Source organism: Flavobacterium akiainvivens, from assembly GCF_001278115.1.
In the GTDB taxonomy this organism is placed as follows: Bacteria; Bacteroidota; Bacteroidia; order Flavobacteriales; family Flavobacteriaceae; genus Flavobacterium; species Flavobacterium akiainvivens.
The window spans coordinates 1,076,501-1,100,505 of sequence record NZ_LIYD01000005.1 but is presented as its reverse complement, the minus strand read 5'-3'; the positions used below and the strand labels follow the sequence as shown (position 1 = coordinate 1,100,505).

21 protein-coding genes are annotated in these 24,005 nt (G+C 42.9%); 18 read left to right on the top strand and 3 right to left on the bottom strand.

Going from position 1 to position 24,005, the window contains the following annotated elements:
* Window positions 1–23: 23 nt before the first annotated feature.
* Entirely contained in the window at window positions 24–2,528 is a 2,505-nt protein-coding gene (locus AM279_RS05020; protein ID WP_054406657.1) for a M14 family zinc carboxypeptidase, read from the top strand.
* Window positions 2,529–2,531: 3 nt separating this feature from the next.
* Here AM279_RS05020 and AM279_RS05015 read toward each other — a convergent pair whose 3' ends face one another.
* Window positions 2,532–3,308, bottom strand: a complete 777-nt coding sequence (locus AM279_RS05015) for a hypothetical protein (RefSeq protein WP_054406656.1) — start codon at window positions 3,306–3,308, stop codon at window positions 2,532–2,534.
* Window positions 3,309–3,438: 130 nt separating this feature from the next.
* Here AM279_RS05015 and dnaK point away from each other — a divergent pair, with 130 nt between their 5' ends.
* The 5 genes from dnaK to AM279_RS04990 all read left to right on the top strand — a co-directional run bounded on the left by dnaK (window position 3,439) and on the right by AM279_RS04990 (window position 8,557).
* A complete protein-coding gene (gene dnaK / locus AM279_RS05010) occupies window positions 3,439–5,334 on the top strand; it encodes a molecular chaperone DnaK (RefSeq protein WP_054406655.1) in 1,896 nt (631 codons plus the stop codon).
* 313 nt (window positions 5,335–5,647) lie between these two features.
* Entirely contained in the window at window positions 5,648–6,091 is a 444-nt protein-coding gene (locus tag AM279_RS05005) for a helix-turn-helix domain-containing protein (RefSeq protein WP_236688493.1), read from the top strand.
* Window positions 6,088–7,347 carry a site-specific integrase gene (locus AM279_RS05000; protein ID WP_054406653.1) on the top strand — a complete coding sequence of 420 codons (1,260 nt, stop codon included), beginning with the start codon at window positions 6,088–6,090 and terminating at the stop codon, window positions 7,345–7,347. The genes AM279_RS05005 and AM279_RS05000 overlap by 4 nt, the downstream gene beginning before the upstream one ends.
* Window positions 7,344–8,093, top strand: a complete 750-nt coding sequence (locus AM279_RS04995; RefSeq protein ID WP_054406652.1) for a hypothetical protein — start codon at window positions 7,344–7,346, stop codon at window positions 8,091–8,093. Before AM279_RS05000 ends, AM279_RS04995 begins: the two co-directional genes overlap by 4 nt.
* Before the next feature lie 107 nt (window positions 8,094–8,200).
* Entirely contained in the window at window positions 8,201–8,557 is a 357-nt protein-coding gene (locus tag AM279_RS04990) for a helix-turn-helix domain-containing protein (RefSeq protein WP_054406651.1), read from the top strand.
* Window positions 8,558–8,829: 272 nt separating this feature from the next.
* Here AM279_RS04990 and AM279_RS04985 read toward each other — a convergent pair whose 3' ends face one another.
* On the bottom strand, window positions 8,830–9,513 hold the full coding sequence (locus AM279_RS04985) for a DUF421 domain-containing protein (protein ID WP_054406650.1): 684 nt from the start codon (window positions 9,511–9,513) through the stop codon (window positions 8,830–8,832).
* Complete coding sequence (locus AM279_RS04980; RefSeq protein ID WP_054406649.1) at window positions 9,510–11,240, bottom strand: FAD/NAD(P)-binding protein; 1,731 nt, start codon at window positions 11,238–11,240, stop codon at window positions 9,510–9,512. The genes AM279_RS04985 and AM279_RS04980 overlap by 4 nt, the downstream gene beginning before the upstream one ends.
* A 192-nt stretch (window positions 11,241–11,432) precedes the next feature.
* On the opposite strand from AM279_RS04980, the gene AM279_RS04975 reads away from it, so the two are divergent.
* The 12 genes from AM279_RS04975 (at window position 11,433) to AM279_RS04920 (ending at window position 23,997) form a co-directional block, all read left to right on the top strand.
* Window positions 11,433–12,974: a DEAD/DEAH box helicase gene (locus AM279_RS04975; protein WP_054406648.1), complete on the top strand. Its 1,542-nt coding sequence runs from the start codon at window positions 11,433–11,435 to the stop codon at window positions 12,972–12,974.
* 8 nt (window positions 12,975–12,982) lie between these two features.
* Complete coding sequence (locus AM279_RS04970; RefSeq protein WP_054406647.1) at window positions 12,983–14,350, top strand: DUF2252 domain-containing protein; 1,368 nt, start codon at window positions 12,983–12,985, stop codon at window positions 14,348–14,350.
* 148 nt (window positions 14,351–14,498) lie between these two features.
* Window positions 14,499–15,155, top strand: coding sequence for a DUF6766 family protein (locus AM279_RS04965; protein WP_054406646.1), 657 nt, complete (start codon window positions 14,499–14,501; stop codon window positions 15,153–15,155).
* A gap of 2 nt (window positions 15,156–15,157) precedes the next feature.
* Window positions 15,158–15,661, top strand: a complete 504-nt coding sequence (locus AM279_RS04960) for a CinA family protein (RefSeq protein WP_054406645.1) — start codon at window positions 15,158–15,160, stop codon at window positions 15,659–15,661.
* Between the two features lie 92 nt (window positions 15,662–15,753).
* Window positions 15,754–16,308 carry a YciE/YciF ferroxidase family protein gene (locus tag AM279_RS04955; protein WP_054406644.1) on the top strand — a complete coding sequence of 185 codons (555 nt, stop codon included), beginning with the start codon at window positions 15,754–15,756 and terminating at the stop codon, window positions 16,306–16,308.
* 542 nt (window positions 16,309–16,850) lie between these two features.
* Complete coding sequence (locus tag AM279_RS04950; protein WP_201782531.1) at window positions 16,851–17,192, top strand: hypothetical protein; 342 nt, start codon at window positions 16,851–16,853, stop codon at window positions 17,190–17,192.
* Window positions 17,193–17,194: 2 nt separating this feature from the next.
* Window positions 17,195–18,331, top strand: a complete 1,137-nt coding sequence (locus AM279_RS04945) for an alpha/beta hydrolase (protein ID WP_054406643.1) — start codon at window positions 17,195–17,197, stop codon at window positions 18,329–18,331.
* Between the two features lie 177 nt (window positions 18,332–18,508).
* Window positions 18,509–19,555, top strand: coding sequence for a PQQ-dependent sugar dehydrogenase (locus AM279_RS04940; protein ID WP_236688492.1), 1,047 nt, complete (start codon window positions 18,509–18,511; stop codon window positions 19,553–19,555).
* A gap of 4 nt (window positions 19,556–19,559) precedes the next feature.
* Window positions 19,560–20,519, top strand: a complete 960-nt coding sequence (locus tag AM279_RS04935) for a beta-propeller domain-containing protein (protein WP_054410143.1) — start codon at window positions 19,560–19,562, stop codon at window positions 20,517–20,519.
* Window positions 20,520–20,535: 16 nt separating this feature from the next.
* Complete coding sequence (locus AM279_RS04930; protein WP_054406641.1) at window positions 20,536–20,988, top strand: hypothetical protein; 453 nt, start codon at window positions 20,536–20,538, stop codon at window positions 20,986–20,988.
* Window positions 20,989–21,007: 19 nt separating this feature from the next.
* Window positions 21,008–21,757, top strand: coding sequence for an SDR family oxidoreductase (locus tag AM279_RS04925; RefSeq protein ID WP_054406640.1), 750 nt, complete (start codon window positions 21,008–21,010; stop codon window positions 21,755–21,757).
* A gap of 14 nt (window positions 21,758–21,771) precedes the next feature.
* Complete coding sequence (locus tag AM279_RS04920) at window positions 21,772–23,997, top strand: hypothetical protein (RefSeq protein WP_054406639.1); 2,226 nt, start codon at window positions 21,772–21,774, stop codon at window positions 23,995–23,997.
* Window positions 23,998–24,005: the final 8 nt, after the last annotated feature.

Genomic DNA, 24,005 nt, shown 5'->3' with positions numbered 1-24,005 from the left:
ATTTGGTTTTTACTTAAATACTGATGAAGCATTTTTTTGCCAGCCTGTCACTGCTTATATCCTTAAGCATATCTGCACAACTTAAAAGCCCTGCCGAGTTTTTACCCGAATACGGAAAGCACGTTACTTACTACCACCAGCTTGAAGCTTATTTTGCACAATTACAGCAAAATACAGATATGATGCAGCACGTGGTGTATGGGCAAACCTATGAAGGGCGCGACCTGCATACATATATAATTTCGACTCCTGAGAATATAAAGGATATTGATAACATCAGGAAATACCACCTGCAACAGGCGGGTTTGGCATCAGGCACAGCTACGGCTACTAGAGGCAATAAGGCCATTGTATGGCTTAGCTTTAATGTGCACGGCAATGAACCGGCTGCTGCCGAAAGCGCTATGAACGTGGCCTACCAGCTTATAAATCCGGCAAATGCCGAAACTAAAGAATGGCTTAAAGATATTGTTATAATACTCGACCCATGCCTAAATCCTGATGGTTACTCGCGCTATGGCAACTGGCTGCACAGCATTACCGGCCAGCAGCTGCACCCCGGCCTGGCCGACAGGGAACACATGGAGCCGTGGCCCGGCGGTCGTGAAAATCACTACGCTTATGACCTTAACCGCGACTGGGCCTGGCAGATACAAAAAGAAAGCCAGCAGCGCATTGCCCTCTACAACCAGTGGATGCCTATGGTGCATGTAGATGTGCACGAAATGGGATATAATGAACCTTACTTTTTTCCACCGGCGGCAGAGCCTATGCACGATTTTATTACACAGGCACAAAAGGATTTCCACACGGCAATAGGCGAGGTTACTGCTAAAAAGTTTGACAATAAAGGCTGGAGTTACTATACCCGAGAGGTGTTTGATCTATTTTATCCAAGTTATGGCGATACATACCCCACATTTAACGGTGCTGTGGGCATGACATATGAGCAGGGCGGTATTGGTGCAGGCCGTGCCGTAGCCCGGGAAAATGGAACCGTACTCACACTTCAGGACAGGATAGACCACCATTCTACAGCTATATTGGCAGCCGTGGAAACAGCTGCATGGCAGCGTGAAAAGCTGGTTAAAAACTTCAGGTTGTATTTTAAAGATGCACGGGAGCATCCTAAAGGTAAATACGAGGCTTATGTAGTAAAATCGGGTGGTAAAACTGAAGAGTTGGCCGCTATGTTAACCCGTAACAATATTGCCTTTGCCTATGCCGATGAAACAAAAAAACTAAGTGGCTACAACTATCAAGCCGATAAGGATAAAGATTTTACACTTGAGCCTAATGACCTTATTATTAAAGCCAGGCAACCTAAAGGTGTTTTGGCGCAGGTGTTTTTTGAGCCGGAGCAACGCCTTAGTGACAGCCTGAGTTATGACATTACAGCCTGGGCATTGCCGCATGCTTTTGGTGTACAAAGCTATGCCCTGAAACGTGATATTTCGGTTAAAACCAAAACAAGCCCTAACTATAAAGGTAAGCTTGAAGTAGACAGGGTGTATGCCTTTTATATTCCCTGGAATGGCAGGCAATCGGTAAAAGTTTTGGCACAACTGCACAAAAACAAGATAAGGGTACGTAGTGCACACAAAGCGTCGTTTTACCGTGGGATTAATATTAAAACCGGCGACCTTATTGTTTTAAAAGGAGATAATACTCATATTGATAATTTTGAGCAAACCCTTAAGGTGTTGTTAGATAGCAAGCCTGACTACGAAGCAATTGAAAGCGGTTTTTCACTTACCGGAGCTGATTTGGGCAGTGAGGCCTATCCGCTGCTGGAAGAGCCTAAAGTATTGTTGCTGTCGGGCAGGGGCATTAGCTCAACCGATTTTGGTCAGGCATGGTTCTATTTTGATGACATGATAAATTATCCTGTTAGCATTGTGGACATTGCCAACCTTAGCAGGATTAGTTTTTCTGACTTTAATACCATTGTACTGGCAGAAGGCTGGTATGATCTTAACGATGCGCTAAAGGCACGTATTGACAGCTTTATAGACGGTGGCGGAAAAGTAATAGCCATTGGTAGTGCCCTTGACATATTTACTGATAGGGCCGGTTACAGCCTTACAAAATATGCCACCGAAACAAGCCGTACTGCTGAGCAGGAAGCTGAAGATGCTGCCGAGCTTGATGCCCGCTTTTATAATTATGAAAGCTATATAAGGCGCGAGCTGTCATCAAGTGTTTCGGGTGCTATTGTAGAAAATGTGCTTGATGCTTCGCATCCACTTAGTTATGGTCTTGGCGATAAGTACTTTAGTATGAAAACATCAACCACATATTACCAGCTTTTAAAAGGGGCCAGCAATGTAATTTATGTGCCACAGGGCTATAAAAGTTTTGGTTTTATTGGTAGCAGCCTTAAAAAGAAACTGGGTAATACGGTAACCTTTGCAGTAGAGCAAAAGGGCAGTGGCAGTATTATTTACATGGCAGATAACCCTCTTTTCCGTGGTTTTTGGGAAAATGGCAACCTGCTTTTTGGCAATGCTGTTTTTCAGGTGAACTAAATTTTATTCAGTTTCATGGTTAATTACGGTTACTTTTTCATTTTTAAGCACAAAAGTACCGTTGCGGTAGGTAAAGGTACCATGGCGTAGGGTGTCTATATCTTTGCCGTACCCGTATGCGTAGTTGTTTGCGTAGCAGTATTCAAGTTCTTCGGTTTTACTGTTAAACCTAATGTATGGAGTGTCTTCTTCCGGAAAACTCTCAAAAACACCATTTTCCTGGCAAAATTGAAAGTTACTGTTATGATAGGGTATATCTGTCACAGTTAAAGAATCGCCTGAAAAGGCTACCATTTTTGCTGACATACATTCAACAGTAAGTACCGATGCCGGTCGTCCCCAGCTGTTGTCAGTTACAAGGTAATTATTATCAGCTATTTTGTGTATAGATGTAACTGTATTAATATTAGCCGGATAGCTCTTCATTTTGCCATTAGCATTGTACCGTATCCATGAATACCAGCTGGCGTTGCAGTAAGCGCCGCAGGATTCGGCCTCAAGGGTAAAAATTCTGAATTTGCCGTCGGGTGCACTTGCCACGGTTTCATAAACATCGCGTATGCCCAACTCCTGCATCAGGCTGTCAGTGTTCAGAGAATAGTCAATAGAATCTGTATTTTCGTGTAGCATCTCATACACATATGATTTTACAATCAGCGAGTCATGCAAATCTTCAACCCGGATATTGTGCAGTTTTTTTTCAGTACATCCTGTCAGTAATAAGGTTGTTGCAAGTAGCAAAAGGCAGCGGGCAAAAGGCATGGTTTTATATTTTGTCACTAATTTATAATTTATTAAAATCTTAAAATGTCATCTTGTCATATTTTCGCTGTCATTAGCCTGTTGGCACAATCATTGACTATATGTGTGCAAACATAATATTCAAAAACGAAAATAAACTATAAACAAGATGAGTAAAATAATCGGAATTGACTTAGGAACTACTAACTCGTGCGTGGCTGTAATGGAAGGCGGCGAGCCTGTAGTTATTGCTAACGCCGAAGGTAAAAGGACTACGCCATCGGTTATCGCATTTGTAGAAGGTGGAGAGATTAAAGTGGGCGACCCTGCAAAAAGGCAGGCGGTTACTAACCCTACCAAAACTATAGCTTCTGTTAAACGTTTTATGGGTAACAAATACTCAGAAAGCGCTAAAGAAGCATCTAACGTGGCCTATAAAGTAGTAAAAGGCGATAACGACACCCCGCGTGTAGATATCGACGGACGCCTTTATACTCCACAGGAACTGAGCGCCATGACGCTTCAGAAAATGAAAAAGACAGCCGAGGACTACCTTGGACAAACTGTAACTGAGGCAGTTATTACTGTACCGGCTTATTTTAACGATGCGCAGCGTCAGGCTACTAAAGAAGCCGGTGAAATTGCAGGCCTTAAAGTAAGGAGGATTATCAATGAGCCTACTGCGGCCGCTCTTGCCTATGGCCTTGATAAAGGTGGTAAAGACCAGAAAATTGCAGTATATGACCTTGGTGGTGGTACATTTGATATCTCTATCCTTGAGCTTGGTGATGGTGTGTTTGAAGTACTTTCTACTAATGGTGATACACACCTTGGTGGTGATGACTTTGACCAGGTAATCATTGACTGGCTTGCTAATGAGTTTAACAGCGAAGAAGGTGTAGACCTGCGTAAAGACCCAATGGCACTTCAGCGTTTAAAAGAAGCTGCTGAAAAGGCTAAAATTGAACTTTCTGCTTCTGCACAAACTGAAATTAACCTTCCATACATAACTGCTACGGCTTCAGGGCCTAAGCACTTGGTTAAGCCGCTTAGCCGTGCTAAATTTGAGCAATTGGCAGATGAGCTTGTAAGGCGTTCTATGATTCCTTGCGAAAAAGCACTTAAAGATGCAGGTATCAGCAAAAGCGATATAGACGAGGTTATCCTTGTAGGTGGTTCTACACGTATCCCACGTATACAGGAAGAAGTTGAGAAATTCTTTGGCAAAAAGCCTTCTAAAGGTGTTAACCCTGACGAGGTTGTAGCTATTGGTGCTGCAATTCAGGGTGGTGTACTTACTGGAGATGTTAAAGATGTACTACTTCTTGACGTAACCCCACTTTCTCTTGGTATTGAAACTATGGGCGGTGTACTAACCAAGCTTATTGAGTCTAACACAACCATCCCTACCAAGAAATCTCAGGTATTCTCTACAGCAGGAGACAACCAGCCAAGCGTGGAAATCCACGTGCTACAGGGCGAAAGGCCAATGGCTACCGATAACAAAACTATAGGCCGTTTCCACCTTGATGGTATTCCACCTGCACCAAGGGGTGTACCTCAAATTGAAGTTACTTTTGATATTGATGCTAATGGTATCATCAAAGTATCGGCTACAGATAAAGGTACCGGGAAGTCACACGACATCCGTATAGAGGCTTCTTCTGGCCTTACACAGGAAGAAATTGACAGGATGCGCCAGGAGGCTGAGGCTAATGCTGAGGCTGACAAAGCTACAAGGGAAAGGGTTGACAAGCTTAACGAAGCTGATGCCATGATTTTCCAGACTGAAAAACAATTGAGTGAATTTGGCGATAAATTGTCTCAGACTAACAAAGATAACATTGGTGTTGCCCTTACTGAGCTTAAAATGGCTTACGAAGCTAAAGATGTAGCTTTAGTGCAACCGGCCCTTGACAAGATAAATGAGGCATGGAAAAATGCTTCGGAAGAAATGTACAAGGCACAGGCAGAAGGTGGTGCACAAGGTGCCCCACAAGGCGAGCCACAGGCTCAACCTGAAGGAGACAATGTTCAGGATGTAGATTTTGAAGAAGTCAAATAATGACTGATTAACATCAGTTAATAATAAGTATTAAACCGCTGTAAACGAAATGTTTACAGCGGTTTTTCTTTTTTGTCATTTTTTGTTTCTGCTGTTTTTTAATCATTTTTTACCATATATTTGTACCATATTTGTACCGGCACTTAAATGGAGACAAAGTGGCACTTATGTCTACTTATAGTACCTTAATGAGGAGACAAAGATGATAAAACGAATAAATAAACAATGTTTTAACTGTGGGGAGGAATTTCTGCCTAAGACCGTGGCTTCTGTTTACTGCTCGCATATATGCAGCAAAAAAGCATACAAACAGATGAAGCGGCTTAAAAATGAAGCGGAGATCAAAGGGATGGCCGATAAAATACCCGAGAGCAGGGCATTTCTTTCTGTCCCTGAGGCTGGCATGCTTTTTGGCATTTCAAAAAGAACCCTCTATAGGCTTGTCGAGCAGGGAAAAATTCCTTCAGTAAATCTTGGAACCCGCCTTGTAAGGATCGACCGCAGCGTTATGGAAGGGATATTCGGCCCAGCACGCAATCTGCGGCAGTCTGAGAGCGTACCGAAGAAAAAATTATACAGCCTTGAAAAGGAAGACTGTTATACCATTGGCGAAATAGCCGAGAAATTTCAAATATCTGAAAGTTCAGTTAACACCCATATCAGGAAATATTCAATCCCCACCAGACAGATCGGAAAATATGTATATGCTCCAAAAAGCGAAATTGATAACTTGTATAACGGAAATAATTTTATATGAAACAATTAGCAAAAACCAAGGTGACTGTACGTCTTCGAAAAGCAGAAGACCGAAAGGAATGGTATGTTTACATAGAAAGTTATCCTGTCCAAGTTTTCGGAAAGGATTCTCCGCAAAGGGTCCGTGAATATTTAAACAGATCAGTAACAACTGTGGAGTGGGACAAAAAAAGAACTGCCCGTACAGATGCAGGGGGCATTAAATCCTATAAGCCAAGACGCAGCGACAACGGAATAATCATGTGTAGAAGCGAAAGCGACCGCGAGATAATGCTGTATGCTGAAGGAGTGCGTAAAATACGGCAGAAAGAATACGACAACATAGATTTGTTCAGTGACTCTGAGGCTCTATTGGCTGAACAGAAAGAAAAAGGCAAAGAGGATTTTATTAAATACTTAGCTGATACTGCGGCTAAAAGGCATGCGCGAAGTTCAAAATCTATTCAGATTAATTGGAATCGGACCAAAGAGATTATAAAAAGCTATTCATCAGGCAGTCTCGTGTTTTCCCAGATTAACAGCAGAATGGCGGAAGATTTTAAACTGTTTTTGCTGGCTGCACCGCTCGGAGGAGGCAAAAAGGGAACCATTTCGCGCAACACTGCGGCAACATATTTTTCTATATTTAAAGCGGCTTTGAAGCAGGCCTTTATCGACGGATATTTAACCGTTGATTTAGCTTCAAAAATAAAGGGCATCCCGGAGCAGGAATCAAGACGCGAATATCTTACAATAGAAGAATTGAACGGGTTGGCATCAACGCCGTGTGAAAAGGATGTCCTTAAAAGGGCAGCGCTTTTCTCAGCGCTTACAGGTTTGAGGCATTCGGACATTCAGAAGCTACGCTGGAAAGAGATTAGTGTGGAAAACGGTATGGCTAAACTGCATTTCACTCAGAAAAAGACAAAGGGAGTCGAATATATGCCTATTTCTGAGCAGGCTTTTCAGCTCTGTGGAGAACCACGACATCCCGACCAGCTTGTTTTTGAGGATCTTACAGACCCATCGTGGATTTCAAGGCCTCTTAAAAAATGGGTGGAGTCTGCAGGTATTAAAAAAAATATTACCTTCCACTGTTTCCGCCACACGTTTGCAACATTGCAGTTGTCGAGTGGAACAGACATTTATACAGTCAGTAAAATGCTGGGTCATACCAATGTAAAGACTACCCAAATCTATGCAAAAGTGATAGATGAGAAGAAAAACAGAGCTTCGCAGGCAATTCAGTTGGAATCTTTAAAGAAGAAAGCGCCATGAAAATAAAATACTTCGAATATATTACAGTTTATCTGTCTGTTTTTTTGGTCTGTATTTTTATAGGCGTGATGGTAAGATCTGTGCTGATTGAAATAGGTGTAGATGAGTACACAGCAGGTGTGTTCTTCTGGATCAGCAGTGGATTTGGAATATTAATATTTGCAATTCTAAGTTTATTATTTAACGATTTGGCCGAGAGATTACTGAAGCGTTTTTTAAAGGCTAAAAAAAACGAATCGCCAGTAAACCCAATTCCGAGTGAAGGCTTTGAGAAATTACAAGTGAAGCGGCTGGATGCTTTGGTTGAACCCGAATTGGCTGAAAATAAAAATTCAGACATCGATATTGAACTGATAAGGGAGGAGCAGCAAAATATAGTCAAAAATCAAAGACTAGCGAGAATTGATAGTGCCATCCGTTATGCACAAAAGCAATTTGCACTATATACTTCGGACGATGATTTGAAACAATTGTGTGAGAATCTGATAATATATGCTGAGAACTTAAATTTCGAAAAGATTAAACCGGTAAAGGTAAAAGATTTGTCCAATCTCGATTTGTATCATTTTGGTTGGAATATCTGGAATTTTTTTAAAGTCAGCAGGCAGGAAAGAGCCGCAAAATTTTTAAAACTGAGTTTTGCTAACGCATTAAAAGATGTTGAAGAGAACAGTATCAAAACACATCTGAAAGACGATGAACAGAAGGGGCTTATAAAGATACTAGCAGATTTTAGAGATTTTTAAAAGCAAATCATTGTGAAGCACCGTGTTTTTCAAGTGTTTCCGCTGTGATGGAATACACAGATGAAACACTTTTTTCATTTGCACCTTAACTATTAAAAACGATAGGTATGGACGTAAATGAAATCTCTTTTGAGAACCTGCCCAAAGCAGTAGCACACTTAGTGAAAGAAATTGGCGAGATTAAACTTCTGATTCAGAATGTTCAGGTATATGAATCTAAAGAATTAAGTATTCCTATTGGTATTGAAGAAGCAAGCCGGCTGATAGGAAAGGCAAAACCTACAATTTACGCTCTTGTAAGGCAGAGAAAAATTCCCTCCTATAAATATGGCAAAAAACTGTATTTTTTTAAAGAAGAACTTTTAGAATGGATTTCGAAAGGAAAAAAGAAAACAATTCAGGAAATTGAATCTGAAGTATTGAAATATAATCATAATCGAAATAAAGATTATGGCCGAAAATAATAGTTATAGCATTAAATTACAGCATGCTTTAAATGTTCCTTTGCCTTGAAAAATTTCAACCGTTTGCACTTTAATACCTATAATTTCTCTACCAATATTACTACATATTTCTTTGACCAGGTTTTGTTAAGAACAAATGTAAAAACTTCATACCAGGAAATACATTCAAAAAAAGCAATGAAACTTTACTTCGCTTGCACTGCACAATGTGTTATCGCGTTTCGATGGATAATTTTCCTTATCAAAATCCAGTTAACTGGGTGTATACATGGCTATGTAATCCTTAGTTTATCAATTGCCGGCACCCATTCCTTTTGGCCACAGCGGCTGCATTTGCTACTTTGCGCCAACTCCTCGCAATTCCCACAGTTAGTACAGGCATACTTTCCATGGCTGGTAATATCCTCTGATTTTTTATTGTATAGTTTTGGCAATACTGGCAACCCAGGCTTGACCTTATCATCGGGATAAAAAAATATGCTGAGCTTGCCATTAGTTTCAAGTATTGCGGTTTCGACCTGCCCGATGTGCGACACGCCCTCATTCCTTAGTTCTGCAAGGAATTCGTCCTTTGCGAAATTATGCGATTTACGGCTTACCATAACAAATTGGCCATCTTCTATAATGTACATCGGGTCGCCTTCCACCAGACTTTCAAAATTCTCATTCTTCCCGGCATAATAGGTAATGATACGGTACAACACAATGATCACGGAGAAAACAAGCAGTGACGGTAATATCGGATAATCGTTACTGAGCATGGGATCCCCGGCTGCCGAACCCAGGGCAATTATTATGGCGACCTCAAAAATCGAAAGCTGCCGTACACCTTTCTTGCCGCTTAAGCGCAAAAAGGTAAGCACCAGCAGGAACATGATTAGCGTCCGGAAACCAATCTCTAAAGATTGTTGCCAGTCCAGGCCGTTGAGGAAAATGCCTTCCCAATCAAATTTCATACGCTTATTTTTTTAGATTGTTGTTCAAGGTGTCCCGCAATACGAAGTGACGCTTCCTCACAAAAGTCCAGGCCCGAATAATCCGGGTTAAAACCACCGATGTAAGGCACCGCCATAACAAATAACCGCTCATTACCCGCGCTGTCAGGACCGACGATTTGGAAATTATCGTTGATGCTGATTCCGGGAACTTTGAGGACATAATGCCCTTCTTCCTTTTTTACATTTTTTGTTTTGTCATTGAACAATTTCTCGCCTTCAGCATCTGACCTGAAATGCAATGTTGCCGGGGTAATGACCTCGCCCGAAAGCAGGCTTTTGAAAGGGAAGTCTTCAAACGAGAGGTGCGGCTGCCCCACACAATCGACAAATGTTTTAAAGGAAGCGGAACATTCTTTATCATCCTCATTGCAGTAGTAATACGTTATACCGCCGTTGTCGTTAATTTCGATATCGCTTTCCTGGCCAACCGATACAATTTCCAGTTTACGGGCATTATGCAACGCAAGCAGTTCCCGGCATGATGTCTGCGGGACAAAAGCAATCACAACCGAAATTAAGGGCATCAGCTTTTTTTGGAGCCTGAGCATATCTTCGGCCGAAAGGTACTTTGCTGGATAGTTCATTGCAAAGCTCAACACGGCAAGCAGTTCTTTCCAATACACCGACTCCCGCTTTTGTATGGACTGTTCGGCTTCGGCATACTCCCTGCGAAGGAGTTCAAAGGGATCTGCATTTTCACGGAAACCCATCACAAGATCTACGTATTCTTCAATACTGAGATCTCTAATACGCTCGTAAAAGTCCGCGTCTTTCTCCTTGAAAAGGTCTTTATAATCTTTTTCAAAAATAAAGTCAAGTGAAAGGAAACCGTTGTTTTCCCGTTTATGCTGTTCGATTTCTTCAGGTGTCAATAGCGAGTCGTTTTGCAGGTGCGAGTCTTCCAGGTGGAAGCGTACCGCCGGGAGTAAGCCATTCCTGGAATGCATCACCATTTTAAAACGCTTGGTGCCTTTCAAAGGAATATATTGCAGCATCCCGTCGCTACCCTCCACAAATTTTTCGTTGCTCCGTGCCAGTGTACGTATCGCATCTATTGCTGTCAGGGATGACCCCCTGATAGCAACCGCATGGTTCAACTCAAGCTTTAGCTTGGCTGGCGGGTAAGGGCTGTCAAAATATCCCGGTACGTTGCCTTCATGTTTTTTAGGCCAGTTGTGCCCGGTACAAATAATGGCCGCATCAAAGGGCTCAACCTGCTCGCCCTCGATTTCGATGAGTACCTGTTGTAATTCCGGCCTGTCAATGATATCGGTTACCGAAGTGCCGAGGTGCAACACGACCGTAAAGCCCGCTGCCCGGGCTTTATCGCACAGCAACCCAAATTGGCTTTCCAGGTACTTGCCAAAAAGCAGGCGTGGCAATACCTTATATTCATTGAAATTGCGAGAAGTAATATGGTAAGGCTGAAGCACGGCGTTGTCCACGGTATCGACCCAATCCTGCATCGAGGTTACAATTGTAGGTATTTCATTAGCCGATACATTGGTGATGTGCTCCCTGTTCGCGCCCTCGCTGCTATACGGCATCCCGGCTCCAACCTGCGATTTGCGCTCAAAAATTTCAATGGTTATATTTTTATCGCCTGATTCAATAAGCCTTTTAAACATGAACATACCGCTGGGACCCGCGCCCAGGATTGCAATCCTTCTATTTTCTGTTTCCATTATAGTCGTAGGTAATTTCCGTTGTATACTAAGTTAGCATGGAGACGGCTGAAAAATTTGTAATAAAATATTAAATAAACCGATGCTGCATAATTTTAATATATTCCTGCAAAATTTCACATCAATATTTATAAATTCTTTACCATTTCCGCATATAGCTAATTACTACATTAGATTTCTTAATTATCAATTATGGAAACCATTACTGTAGAAGCTCCTATTGCACCTGCCAACAGAAATACTAAAAAATTATACCACTACCAGGAATCAGACATTACTACGCTTTTTGAAAAAATCGGGGAAAGTACAACACCGCAACGGCTCCTGTACCAATTGCCTACCGGTGGAGGGAAAACTGTGATATTTTCTGAGATTGCGAAACGGTATATTAAAAAGTTTCATAGGAAAGTTGTAGTACTTACGCACCGCAAAGAACTTTGCCGCCAAACGGCAACAACCCTTAAAAATGCCGGGATAGCCAATAAAGCCATAACCAGCACCGTAAAATCTGTAAACCGGAAAGACCAATCGCTGTGCTATGTTGCCATGGTTGAAACTCTGAAGAACAGGATTAAGTCAGGACAAATGGATACCGACAGTGTAGGCCTCGTAATAATCGACGAAGCCCACCACAACTCATTCCAGAAACTACTTGGTAAGTTCAAAAATGCAACTGTTATTGGGGTTACAGCCACTCCTTTCAGCGCGGATATCAATTTGCCGATGAAAAAAAACTACAGCGAACTGATTGTCGGTGCGCCTATAGGCTCACTTATTGAACAGGGCTTTCTGGCACGCCCTAAAACCTGGCGGTATGACGTGGAACTCAACTCACTCATAACTGGCCAGCACGGGGACTATACCGTCAGCTCTTCCGATGCCCTTTACTCCGCCCCAGCCATGCTGGAGCTGCTCTTGCATGCGTACCGCGAGCATTCCAAAAACAAAAAAACACTGATTTTCAATACCGGTATATTTACTTCTAAAGCAGTCTGCCAAATGTTTACCGATGCCGGATACGACTGCAGGCACCTGGATAACAAGACATCCCCCACAGAGCGGGATGGCATTTTAAAATGGTTTAAAAAGACCAAAGGTGCAATACTTACATCAGTCTCTATACTGACAACCGGGTTTGACGAGCCTTCGGTACAGACCGTTATACTGAACCGTGCCACCAATTCGCTGACCTTATACCACCAGATGATTGGCCGTGGTTCGCGCAGGCTGCCGCACAAAAAGACTTTTAACATTATTGACATTGGCAATAATACTGACCGTTTCGGTGAATGGAACGCCCCGGTGGACTGGAAGTATGTCTTTGAAAACCCGGACCAATACCACGAAAGCATGAGTCATCATACGGAATATGAAAGCCATACTGTACCCCCTGAAATGCGTTCCAAATTCCCCAATTCCCTTGAAGTATCATTTGATGTACAACAGGCGCATCACATGGCAACAGAAAATGGGGAGAAACCCAAAACAGTAATCCGCGATTCCATCCGCCAGCATGTCCTGATGTGCGCCGATAATGCCGAAACCATTTCAGAGGCACTGCACCTCAGTGAAGAACTGGATAAGGAAATCAACTGGAGGGTAAAGCAATATGCCAAATGCCTGGGCAAGGTCACAAAGAATTATACCGAATGGCTGGCGGGTGATTACAAAGCCAAACTCAGGGTGCTGATACAAAAAATAATGCACAGGCGTGAAAGGCTTGCTGCCAAATAAGAAGGAGTATGGAAAATGCTACTAAAAATAGTACAGCCGTTTCTTCAAAACAAACGCGCCACAAAATCGGTAAAGCACAAAAAAAGCTTTTCCCTATAGCATCATTAAACATTATTGAGTCAGCATGCCGGCCAAACCCTATAAATATCTTAAAAGAAAGCAGTAAGGGCAGGATACAGAGCCTTTTGCCGCTCCGCTATGAGCGCATGTCGGCCTCGCCGTTTTCCTTTTACAGGGGCAGCGCCGCCGTGATGGCCTCAGACCTGTCGTTAGCAACTTCGACCAACCTAAAGCTCCAGGTTTGCGGCGATTGCCACCTGCTGAATTTCGGAGGCTTTGCAACCCCAGAAAGGAAACTGGTTTTCGACATTAACGATTTTGACGAGACGTCAACGGCGCCTTGGGAATGGGACGTAAAACGCCTTGCCGCAAGCTTTGCCATTGCTGGTCGCGACAAGGGCTTTACCGACCTCCAATGTAGTGAAGCTGCCTGGACGGCGGTAAACAGCTATCGGAAGCATATGGCAGAATATGCCGAAATGTCGGCACTTCAGATATGGTACGCGCAGATAAGCCTGAAGGAACTGATACACTCAGGCAAAATCAAGGAGATGAAACAGTTTGACCCCAAGGAAATTAAAAAAGCCATCAAGCGAATACCCCATCAAAAAGAGTTTGCCAAGCTGACCCACAACAAACAGGGGCGTCCTGTGATTAAAGACAACCCGCCCCTGATTTTTCACGTCCCAAAAGAAAAGCAGGCTGGTTTCTTTGCCGAAGCGGAAAATGCTTATTGTAGGTACCTGCGCTCGCTTTCCCATGATAAAAAGACATTGCTGAGCCGCTACAAGTTACAAGATGTAGCCATGAAGGTGGTTGGCGTGGGCAGCGTGGGTATGTTTTGCGGCGTACTGCTGCTAATGTCTGCGACGGGTGATCCGCTGTTCCTGCAATTTAAGGAGGCACACCAAAGTGTGCTGGAACCCTATGCAGGGAAAAGTAAGTTTAAATATCATGGACAGCGGGTGGTGGCAGGCCAGAAACTCATACAGTCGGCCACCGATATTTTTTTGGGATGGACAACGGATGTTGCCGGCCGGCAGTTTTACATACGACAACTGCGCGATGCCAAGGTAAAGCCATCGCTGGATACCATGGACCATGATATTTTCCTGCGGTACGCCAAATCCTGCGGTTGGGCGCTCTCCCGCGCTCACGCACGAACCGGGGATGCGGCCATCCTAAACGGTTATATGGGACAAGATGACCTGTTTGAAGATACGATTGCGAAATACGCCATGTCTTACGCCAATCAAAACGAAAAAGATTATGCGTTGCTGTTGCATGTCCTTAAACAGGGACTGCTTCCCACATAAATCATTACCATTGCATAGGGCTTAACGTTCTACTTAATCTATATATATTATCAGGTAAGACATAATACTAATGATATCAGTTTGTTTAGAAAAAAGTTAAGTTACCAAGATACTTGTATTGTAAATTTTAAAACAAAACTATAACGCCATGAAGCGCTTTTTAAGAAATAATGGGCTATCCCTTGCTTTTTTTGTGCTATTCATTCTTTCCATTGTTGGTCAGATAATTTTTGGTTTTAAGGAATATAATAAGGAATTAACGCAAGAAGGCGTTACAAGAGTCAATCTTCAGGAATACCTCGCAACAGGCCATTTTATTGAATCTACTTTCGAGAACTGGGAAAGTGAGTTTTTACAGATGGCTTTGTTTGTGGCATTAACAATCTATCTCCAACAAAAAGGTTCATCTGAATCAAAGGATTTTGACAGAGAGGAAGAAGTAGACCGAAAACCGGACCCCAATCGTGAAGGGGCTCCGTGGCCTGTAACTAAAGGAGGCTGGATTCTTAAATGGTATCAAAACTCATTAACTTTATTACTTACCGTACTATTCCTGTTAAGCTTTGCCGCGCATTTTTTCGGCAGCCTGCGGGACGAGAATATGCAAGCGCTGTTAAAAGGACTGCCGCAAAAGTCAGCCTTTCAGTATGTATCAGACTCAAGGTTTTGGTTCGAGTCATTTCAAAATTGGCAGAGTGAGTTTCTGTCAGTATTTGCTGTAATTGTACTTTCTATATTTTTTCGACAGAAAGGCTCATCACAATCTAAGCCCGTTGATGCACCCAATTTTAAAACAGGAGAATAAAAATGGCCATAAAAATAGTACTGGAGTGTGCGCAACAAATTGCCGCACATGGATATAAGATAGCTTTTGTGGAAAGTGCGACCGCGGGAAGGATGTGCGCAGAATTTTCTCTATCACCGTTATCGGGCAAATTTCTTCATGGAGGGATTTCCTGCTACGAAGTTTTTATTAAGGAAAATATACTAAAGGTGCCCCACGAACTCATTGAAAAACATACCCCGGAATCCGCTGAAGTTACAGCTGCGCTCGCAAAACATTCTATGCAGCTTTTTAAGTGTGACATTGTGGTTGCCGTCACAGGTCTGGTATCCTTTGGAGGAAGCGAAACCGAGGAAAAACCAGTAGGAACAATATTTATCCATATGTTGTTTCCTTGTGGCTGCATAAGCGATAGGAAAGTTTTCAGCGGTAATCCCGAAGATATCGTGTTACAAACCGTACAACACGCCGCAGAACTCATAATTCGTAAACTGGAAAGTATGGGATCCATCCCACAACATACGTGATTTTATAATTTCATTATCAAATGTTTAATTATATTTTATAAGTCAACCACTTAAAAAAAATTTAATTTTAAAATAAATTAAAATCTATTACTATGGAAAATACACCTCAAAAACCCCAACAGCAAACCCGAAAAGTAGCAGCAAAATCTTCTGCGGCTGCCGGATTACGTGAATTATTTATCGATGAACTTAAAGACATTATTTACGCAGAACGTGCCCTTGTCAAAGCGCTGCCAAAAATGGCTAATAATGCAACAGACGCTGCTTTAAAAATGGCGATTGAAGAGCACATTGCAGTAACCGAAACCCAGGTGGAACGTCTGGTCCAGGTGTTTGAGATATTAGGCGAGTCCAATCGCGGGGTAAAATGCGATGCTATGGAAGGGCTTTTGAAAGAAGGTGATAGTATTTTGGAAGAAACAGAGCCGGGTCCGGTACGGGATGCCGGTATAATCTCAGCTTCGCAAAAAATTGAGCACTATGAAATTGCCTCTTATGGTACACTCGTGGCCTTTGCTAAAATCCTGGGAGAGGAAGAAGTAGCCGCTCTTCTACAACAAACACTGGATGAAGAAAAAGAGGCTGATGCTAAACTCTCGGAAGCGGCCTATAATAGCATTAATATCGAAGCATCTGAAGAAGAATAGTACAATTCCAGGATATAAAAAGGGTGGCGTTAGAGCTGCCCTTTTAAACATTATATAATTATTCCTTTCAGTTGATAACCATTTAAGCCTTTACGATATTGCATATCTAGAGGCGGGAGGATAACGGTACCAATATGTCGGCCCAGCCTGAAAGATTAATTCTAAACAGCCTGAATTTTTCAATCAAACTTTACCCAAGAAATCTTAAACCATACAGTTTGATTTTTAAATTTTATAGATTACTCTTAGCAAAATTCCTGAAAAATCAATCGCGTTGTTTTCTTTAAATAAAGATGCAGGAATTATCTTGTAAAATAATGATGCAAAGTTTACAATATCTTTAACCTCACCTTAAATCAGTGCTCTGATTGTGCATTGTAAATTTATGTTTTAATAAAACTAAAAATCAACATTGTATCAACAATAGTATTACTACAAGTAATTCTATAATTCACGGCTTCAGTGCACTATCATCACTGTGCAGCCTATGATGGCGGACAACCTTGAGAGTAAACAAATGCGTAAACCAAAACTCCATTATTATGTCAGTAATTCAAAACGACCATTCCGAAGGGCCTGTGGCAAAGGCTATAGAAAACCAAACTTCTAAACTGCCGTCAGATGTTTTCCTTTGGGCTGCTCTTGGCTCAATGGCGGCATCAGCTACCCTAAAATGCTTGCGTAAAGACAAAACCGCCTTATTTGTAGGTCAATGGGCTGCACCGTTCTTACTGCTTGGTATTTATAATAAAATTGTAAAAACCGAAGGCCACGACATCCAATCGAAACCATCACAAGCGCCTGCTATAACTCAAACAGGGCAACACCCCATCAGCGATTTTGCAGAACCGGAAGCTGACAGTAACCTAAACCAACCTCAATAATTATGAAAAACCTAAGTATTACTTTAAGCATGGTTTATATAGGCCTTGCACTGACTGTAACATCATGTGACAAGAAGCCTAAAGATGCCGACCTGGAGTCAAAGGAAGAAATGAATGACAATATTGTTTCTGAAAATAAAGACGCGCAACTAAAACCTGCCGGGCCTGCGCCGGAATGGGGAACATCTATAAAACCTGAAATGCAGGTGGTAATAGAAAAGCTTGCTTCATTGGGTGGAAAACCTATTGAAAACCTTGATGCTAAAGAAGCCCGCCAGCAACCTACACCCACCGATGCTATAAAGGCAGTAATGGCAGACCATAACATGGCAATGCCCGTACCGCTTTGTGATACTATAGGTAAACAAATCCCGGTTACAGGAGGGACAACCCATGTGCGTATTTATACCCCTAAAGAAGGTAAGGCTCCCTTTCCTGTTGTGGTGTATTATCATGGCGGTGGATTTGTGATTGCTGACATCGAAGTATACGGTGCCGGGGCGCAGGCGCTCTGCGAAAAAACAGGTGCCATTGTGGTATCGGTTGAGTATCCCAAAGGGCCGGAGAAAAAATTCCCTGCCGCACATACGGTTGCTTTTGATGCCTACCAATGGATATTAAAAAATGCTGCTTCTTTCAATGGCAATCCGGCTAAAATTGCTGTAGCCGGCGAAAGTGCCGGTGGTAACCTTGCAGCCAATGTGAGTATGATGGCACGCGATAAAAAAATTCAGGTACCGCTTTACCAGGTACTTGTGTATCCTGTGGCCAATAATAATATGAACGCTGAGAGCTATGTCAAGTATGGCAATGCAAAACCGCTTAATAAGCCAATGATGGAATGGTTTGTAAAAAACTATCTTGGAGACGCTTCTAAAGCTGACGACCCGCGTATAAGCCTTGTTAAGGCAAACCTTAAAGGCCTGCCAAAAACATTAATAATAGGTGCAGAAATTGACCCATTGCAAAGTGAAGGTAAACTTCTTGCCGATAAGCTTAAAGATGCTGGTGTCGAGGTAGATTATAAGTTGTATGACGGTGTAACACACGAGTTCTTTGGTATGGCAGCCGTGGTGCCGCAGGCTAAAGACGCTCAGGAACTTGCAGCTAAGAAATTAAAATCGGCCTTAGGCCTGTAATATAAAATCACAAAGGCTTTCACTTACATGAGAGCCTTATTTAATTTAGAGCTTATGATTTTTAAAATAGCTATAGTATGTTCAGCACTGCTATGCGTATCTACAGCATTTTCCCAAAAGGGAATTCCTCCTAAAGAGGATACAGAAAAAACAGTCCATACCAGTTACCCAACACACATGGAATATTCACCGAGCCTTGCTGCAAGCCTTAAAACAGCGGCAGGATGGACATTAACCGCTGCTGCGACAGGCTTAGGGAAACCGCGTATGCTTTATGTTGGCAGTAAAGGGCAGCTGTATGTAACCCGCCGTGATGCGGGAGACGTTTTAATGCTTACCGATAAAGACAACGACGGAAAGTTCGAGGATATGATCCGTGTGGCTGATTTTCCAGGGGTGCATGGCATTACCGTCAAAGATAACCATATGTACCTGTGCAACAGTAACCAAGTGTTGCGTTATGCCGTGAATGCCGATGGCACATTGGGCAAAGTAGCCGATACCCTTATTAAAGACCTTCCAAGTGGCGGCCAGCACCCTAACCGTACGATGGATTTTGGGCCTGATGGCAAGCTGTATATCTCTGTGGGTAGTGTTTGTAACGATTGTAAAGAAAGTGATAAGGAAACCGCGGCGCTGCTTCAGGTAGATCCTGTGACCTGGAAACGCACTATATACGCTTCCGGACTGCGCAATACTATCGGGTTTGACTGGCACCCACAAACCAAAGAATTATGGGGTATGGATAACGGCGGGGATTTTAGGGGCGATGACTGGCCTCCTGAGGAGTTGAACCATATTGTGATGGACGGTAATTACGGGTTTCCGTTTGCTTACGGTAAACAGGAAGTAGATCAAACCCGGGAAGACCCTGTGGGCAATACTAAGGAAAATATGGCTAAGGCATCACATCCATCTGTAATAGAATTTCCTGCACATAGCGCGCCTATCGCTTTTACATTTTTTGAAGGCGGCAGCAATAAGGGCAACGCGCTTGTTTGCTGGCACGGCTCGTGGAACAGGGAAAAGCCTTCAGGCTACAAGGTCGAGCTTATAAAGTTTGACAGTAAAGGAAACGCTACCGGAAGCGAAGACTTTTTGAGTGGCTTCCTTAAAGGTGACGAACGCTTTGGCCGCCCTGCCGGTGTAGCCATTGCGCAGAACGGCACGGTATATATTTCAGACGATGCTAACGGTGTTATTTATGCCCTTAAACAAAAGTAAAACAATGAAAAAATATATGTTTATCGTTTTTCTGAGCATTACAGTAATGGCACAGGAACCCACAAAACGGATTGAATTTGAAGCGCCGGGATCCTATCCCGAAGGTATTGCATTTGATACGGCTGCCAAGGTATTTTATATCTCTTCCGCACGTTTAGGAACTGTAGGAAAAGTGACTAAAGATGGAAAATATACAGAACTTTATGCCGATAAAAGCCTTAAATCCACCTATGGGGTTAAACTACATCCTGATGGTAAACGATTATTTGTCTGCGCGGGCGACGCGAACTACAGCAAATTCAGTACACCGGATACCAAAAAGAAAATGGCAAGGTTGCTGATAATCGACATAAAATCCGGTAAAAAACTGTCTGATATAGATTTATCCCAGCTTGTTCCCGGAGAGCATTTTCCAAACGATATTGCGTTTGACGATAAAGGCAATGCCTACATAACTGATAGCTATGCCTACGCAATATATAAGATAGATAGTAAAGGCAATGCGGCAATATTCAGCCAAAGCGAATTATTGAAGTCTGCCGGCGTAGGACCTAATGGCCTGGTATACCATCCTTCAGGATACATTATGGTAGCCAACAATGGTTCAGGGGCACTGGTTAAGATAGATCTTAAAAATCCGGCAACAGCGTCTAAAGTCAAAATTGATCAATTCTTTCCCGGAGCCGATGGCTTGTTGCTAAATGTCAACAATACACTAACCCTGGTTCAAAACGGGGGAGTAAATAAAGTATTTAGAATTAAGTCGGACAATAATTGGGCGACGGCGCAGGTTGTAGCGTCAACTTCTACAGAAGACCGATTTGCGTATCCTTCAACCGCTACGATGGCTGGTAATGATACATGGGTGATGAATGCTAACTTCAGTGAAATAGCAGAGGGTAATAATGTACCCTCTAAAAAATTCTCCATCCAGCAAGCTGTGTTTAAACCTTTAGTAAAATAACGCTTAAATAAAAATTATGAGTAAGATAAAAAATATAGTTGCCGGATTAGGCGGAGCTATTGCACTCAACCTCCTGCATGAAAGCTTAAAGAGAAAGGATAAAGATATGCCCAGGGTTGATGTGCTGGGCGAAGAGGCATTGCAAAAATCATTGAATTACTTCGGCATGTCCATAACGAATGAAGATACACTGTATAGAGCTACCCTTGCGGGCGATATAATAAGCAACGCATTATACTATGCCACTATTGGTAACGGAGGGCCACAAAATGTATTTCCTAGGGCCTTGGCATATGGCCTTGCGGCCGGGGTTGGGGCTATAACGCTGCCCGAACCATTAGGCCTTGATGAAAAGCCCGTTACTAAAACAAATAAAACAAAGGCATTGACAGTAGGCTATTACCTGTTTGGGGCTTTAATTACTGCCGCTATTATTAAGGCTGTTTCTAAAAATGAGAGTATAAAATAGTCTATTTAAATTTTGAGCAATGGACAAACTAAATGAGTATTTACCGCAGTCGGTAAAAGATAAAAAAATACTAATCACAGGAGCCACTACAGGAATTGGAAGGGCAACGGCATTGTTGCTTTCCGAACTTGGCGCACACGTAATGGTTGTGGGGCTCAACGAGCAGCATTTGGAGGATACCCTGAAAGACTTATACAAAGTGGCAAAGGGTGAGGTATTCGATGTAATAGCCGACCTAAGTACCGCGGAGGGCATAGGCCAGGTGTTTAGCAAAGTTGACTCGGCTTTTGATACATTAGACATACTGGTCAATAATGTTGCGCTTCCTTTTGGCAGCATTACAGAAGGCAATTATGAAGGCTGGCAGCGTGTTGTAAATACGAACCTCCTTTCCTATATGGCCTGCTGCAATAATGCCCTTACACGCATGCGTAATGCGGGGCATATTGTGAATATAGGCTCTATGAGCGCCGATGTTAGGGAGGAGTCCGGATCTGTTTACGTGGCTACCAAATCGGGCATACAGGGATTTTCCGAATCATTACGCAAGCAGGTTAATAAAGACGGTATTAAGGTTACCCTTATAGAACCCGGCGCGGTAGATACCGATATGCAGGATTTTCCGACAGAGGAAAAACTACAAAAGGTAGAATCGCTGGAAATGCTTACGGCTGATGATATAGCTGCAAGTGTACTGTACTGCCTTTCACAACCCCAAAGGTGTGATGTTGTAAACCTGAAGATACGTCCTCACCTGCAACTTATCTAACTAACCTAGGCAGCATGAACCCTATTTCTGCATGGACTGCCACAGCGCAGGATAAACTGGAAAACGGCACCCTTTTGTTCAAAAAGGAAATTAAAGGGTATAAGCTGAAAGCTATAGCAGCCGATTTCTGCCTCTGGTTTGCGGTAGAATGGAGTAATGGCGCACGGATTGCCTTCAGGGCAGCCTTTGCGGCTAATGATACCCTCATTGTAGAAAGCGTAATGGAGAATGCTGATGGAGCAACTATAATGCTATCAGGAAATACAGGCAACATAAAGGTTAACCTTGGATTTCCTGAAACAGCAGAAGCAGTTTTTAGGTATACCACAACTATAATACCTGCATTTGACCTTATCATACCCTATTGGCCGAGGGATATCATGCCTCTATATAAGGGCAGCGGTAAAACACAAAATACAAAAGGTACCGTGCATGCCAGCCAGGTAGGCACACGTTCAGGTACTTTATTTTTTACCCTGGAAAGGCCTGAGGCAGGCTCTGTATTCTATTTCCAGAACCTTACTGCCTTAAATAAATTCTGTGAAGCTACCGAAACCTCGGCAGGCGACCTTGTGGGCGGGGTCTGGCCGGAAGTGGGGTTTAAACTGCCTGTTACCAATGTTGAAAAGCCGTTAAAGCAGGGGGAGGACTATATAATATCAGATGCTTTTGTACTGCTCAGTGATGAGATGCCGGGCGATAATTATCAAATCTCCCGGCAATTCCTTGAACATCTCGCTGCTATTTACCTGTTGATACCCAGACCTGAAACCGTGTACCACGACTGGCCGGATATTTTGCACAAAGGGCTTAAAGACCTGGATGAGCATAAAGGCTGCTGGAAGTTTGCAGACGGGCGCACTTATCTTAACGCCTATATAAGCGACTATAAAACCCCACCTGAAAGTATGGTGCAGCTTGCCGTGTTATTACCGCTTACCGATTATGACAGCTGGAGTGGCGAAGACCATCACCCTATGATTGAAAGACTGCACAACGGCCTTGAAAATTTTTATGACGAAGAGATAGGGACAATAGTACGCTGGTTGCCCGCCCTGGAAAAGAACCTGGACTGGAGCGAAGAGCAAAAGCACCCTGAAGTAATGGATGCCTGGTACCTTCACCATCCGTTGCTAAACCTGTCGAGGCTTGCCCTAAACGGCAATGCCCTGGCTAAAAAGCTGGTGCTGGATTCTATAGATTATGTAATTAAAGTGGCACACCATTTTGATTATGACTGGCCTGTATTCTACAAAATGGCCACGTTACAGGTTATCAAGCAGGAAACAGCAGAAGGGCAGGGCGGTGAAAAGGACGTGCCAGGGGCTTATGCGCATTTAATGTTACAGGTATGGCAGCTTACCGGCGAAAAGAAATATTTTAATGAAGCGATAAAGGCAGCTAAAAAATTAGATGGCTTAAGCTTTGATATCTTTTACCAGGCTAATAATACAGCGTTCTCTGCCGGGGCGCTTTTACGCGTTTATAAAGAAACAAAAGACCAAACCTTCCTAAACCTGAGCTACCTGTGTATTGCGGCAATCTTTCAAAATGTACAGCTTTGGGAATGCGACTATGGCAATGCGAAGCATTACCCCACTTTTTTTGCTGTATATCCATTAAAAGACGCGCCTTACACCGCAGCTTACGAAGAGCAGGAGGTTTTCTCGGCATTGCACACATTTTTAAAAGAAGCAGATGACGTGGATGAATTTTTGCCATCGGTAAAACTATTGGTTGCCGAATGCCTCAAGTATGTCATCAACAGGGTGCCTTACTATTATCCGCCTATGCTGCCTAAAGATGCTGTAGCCGGAGGCAAAGATGTAAAGACAGGAGAAATTGACCCTAATTTATGGATAGCACTGGAAGACCTTCAGGATGGCTGGAATAAATCAGGCCAGGTGGGGCAGGAGGTATATGGGGCAGGCATTGCTTTTGGCATAGTGCCCCGGCAGTATTTTAAGGTGAAAAAAGGTGGGTTTATGGTATTTAGCGAATATCCGGCAACATCATTCAGGGTACAGGGGCAATCCTTAACCTTCTTTACCCGGGGGGATAGCCGCTTGCAGTTCAGGATAGTGATTATACCCCTCGAAAAAGGAAAATTCTTGCCAAAGACAATGTTATATGCGGGTACAAACCGTTCAAAAGAAGAAATAGCCCCCAAAAACAATACAAAGGATTTCAGGGAATATACCGTATATGGCGACAGTAAGATAAAAATCGATTGGAAATAAGTTATTTA

Coding starts and splice junctions, on each gene's coding strand:
- AM279_RS04940 (WP_236688492.1), top strand. CDS start 18,509: ATGGAATATTCACCGAGCCTTGCTGCAAGCCTTAAAACAGCGGCAGGA.
- AM279_RS04920 (WP_054406639.1), top strand. CDS start 21,772: ATGAACCCTATTTCTGCATGGACTGCCACAGCGCAGGATAAACTGGAA.
- AM279_RS04960 (WP_054406645.1), top strand. CDS start 15,158: ATGGCCATAAAAATAGTACTGGAGTGTGCGCAACAAATTGCCGCACAT.
- AM279_RS04965 (WP_054406646.1), top strand. CDS start 14,499: ATGAAGCGCTTTTTAAGAAATAATGGGCTATCCCTTGCTTTTTTTGTG.
- AM279_RS04950 (WP_201782531.1), top strand. CDS start 16,851: ATGTCAGTAATTCAAAACGACCATTCCGAAGGGCCTGTGGCAAAGGCT.
- AM279_RS04975 (WP_054406648.1), top strand. CDS start 11,433: ATGGAAACCATTACTGTAGAAGCTCCTATTGCACCTGCCAACAGAAAT.
- dnaK (WP_054406655.1), top strand. CDS start 3,439: ATGAGTAAAATAATCGGAATTGACTTAGGAACTACTAACTCGTGCGTG.
- AM279_RS05005 (WP_236688493.1), top strand. CDS start 5,648: ATGAAGCGGCTTAAAAATGAAGCGGAGATCAAAGGGATGGCCGATAAA.
- AM279_RS05000 (WP_054406653.1), top strand. CDS start 6,088: ATGAAACAATTAGCAAAAACCAAGGTGACTGTACGTCTTCGAAAAGCA.
- AM279_RS04970 (WP_054406647.1), top strand. CDS start 12,983: ATGGAAAATGCTACTAAAAATAGTACAGCCGTTTCTTCAAAACAAACG.
- AM279_RS04930 (WP_054406641.1), top strand. CDS start 20,536: ATGAGTAAGATAAAAAATATAGTTGCCGGATTAGGCGGAGCTATTGCA.
- AM279_RS04945 (WP_054406643.1), top strand. CDS start 17,195: ATGAAAAACCTAAGTATTACTTTAAGCATGGTTTATATAGGCCTTGCA.
- AM279_RS04925 (WP_054406640.1), top strand. CDS start 21,008: ATGGACAAACTAAATGAGTATTTACCGCAGTCGGTAAAAGATAAAAAA.
- AM279_RS04985 (WP_054406650.1), bottom strand. CDS start 9,513: ATGAAATTTGATTGGGAAGGCATTTTCCTCAACGGCCTGGACTGGCAA.
- AM279_RS04935 (WP_054410143.1), top strand. CDS start 19,560: ATGAAAAAATATATGTTTATCGTTTTTCTGAGCATTACAGTAATGGCA.
- AM279_RS04990 (WP_054406651.1), top strand. CDS start 8,201: ATGGACGTAAATGAAATCTCTTTTGAGAACCTGCCCAAAGCAGTAGCA.
- AM279_RS04995 (WP_054406652.1), top strand. CDS start 7,344: ATGAAAATAAAATACTTCGAATATATTACAGTTTATCTGTCTGTTTTT.
- AM279_RS05020 (WP_054406657.1), top strand. CDS start 24: ATGAAGCATTTTTTTGCCAGCCTGTCACTGCTTATATCCTTAAGCATA.
- AM279_RS04955 (WP_054406644.1), top strand. CDS start 15,754: ATGGAAAATACACCTCAAAAACCCCAACAGCAAACCCGAAAAGTAGCA.
- AM279_RS04980 (WP_054406649.1), bottom strand. CDS start 11,240: ATGGAAACAGAAAATAGAAGGATTGCAATCCTGGGCGCGGGTCCCAGC.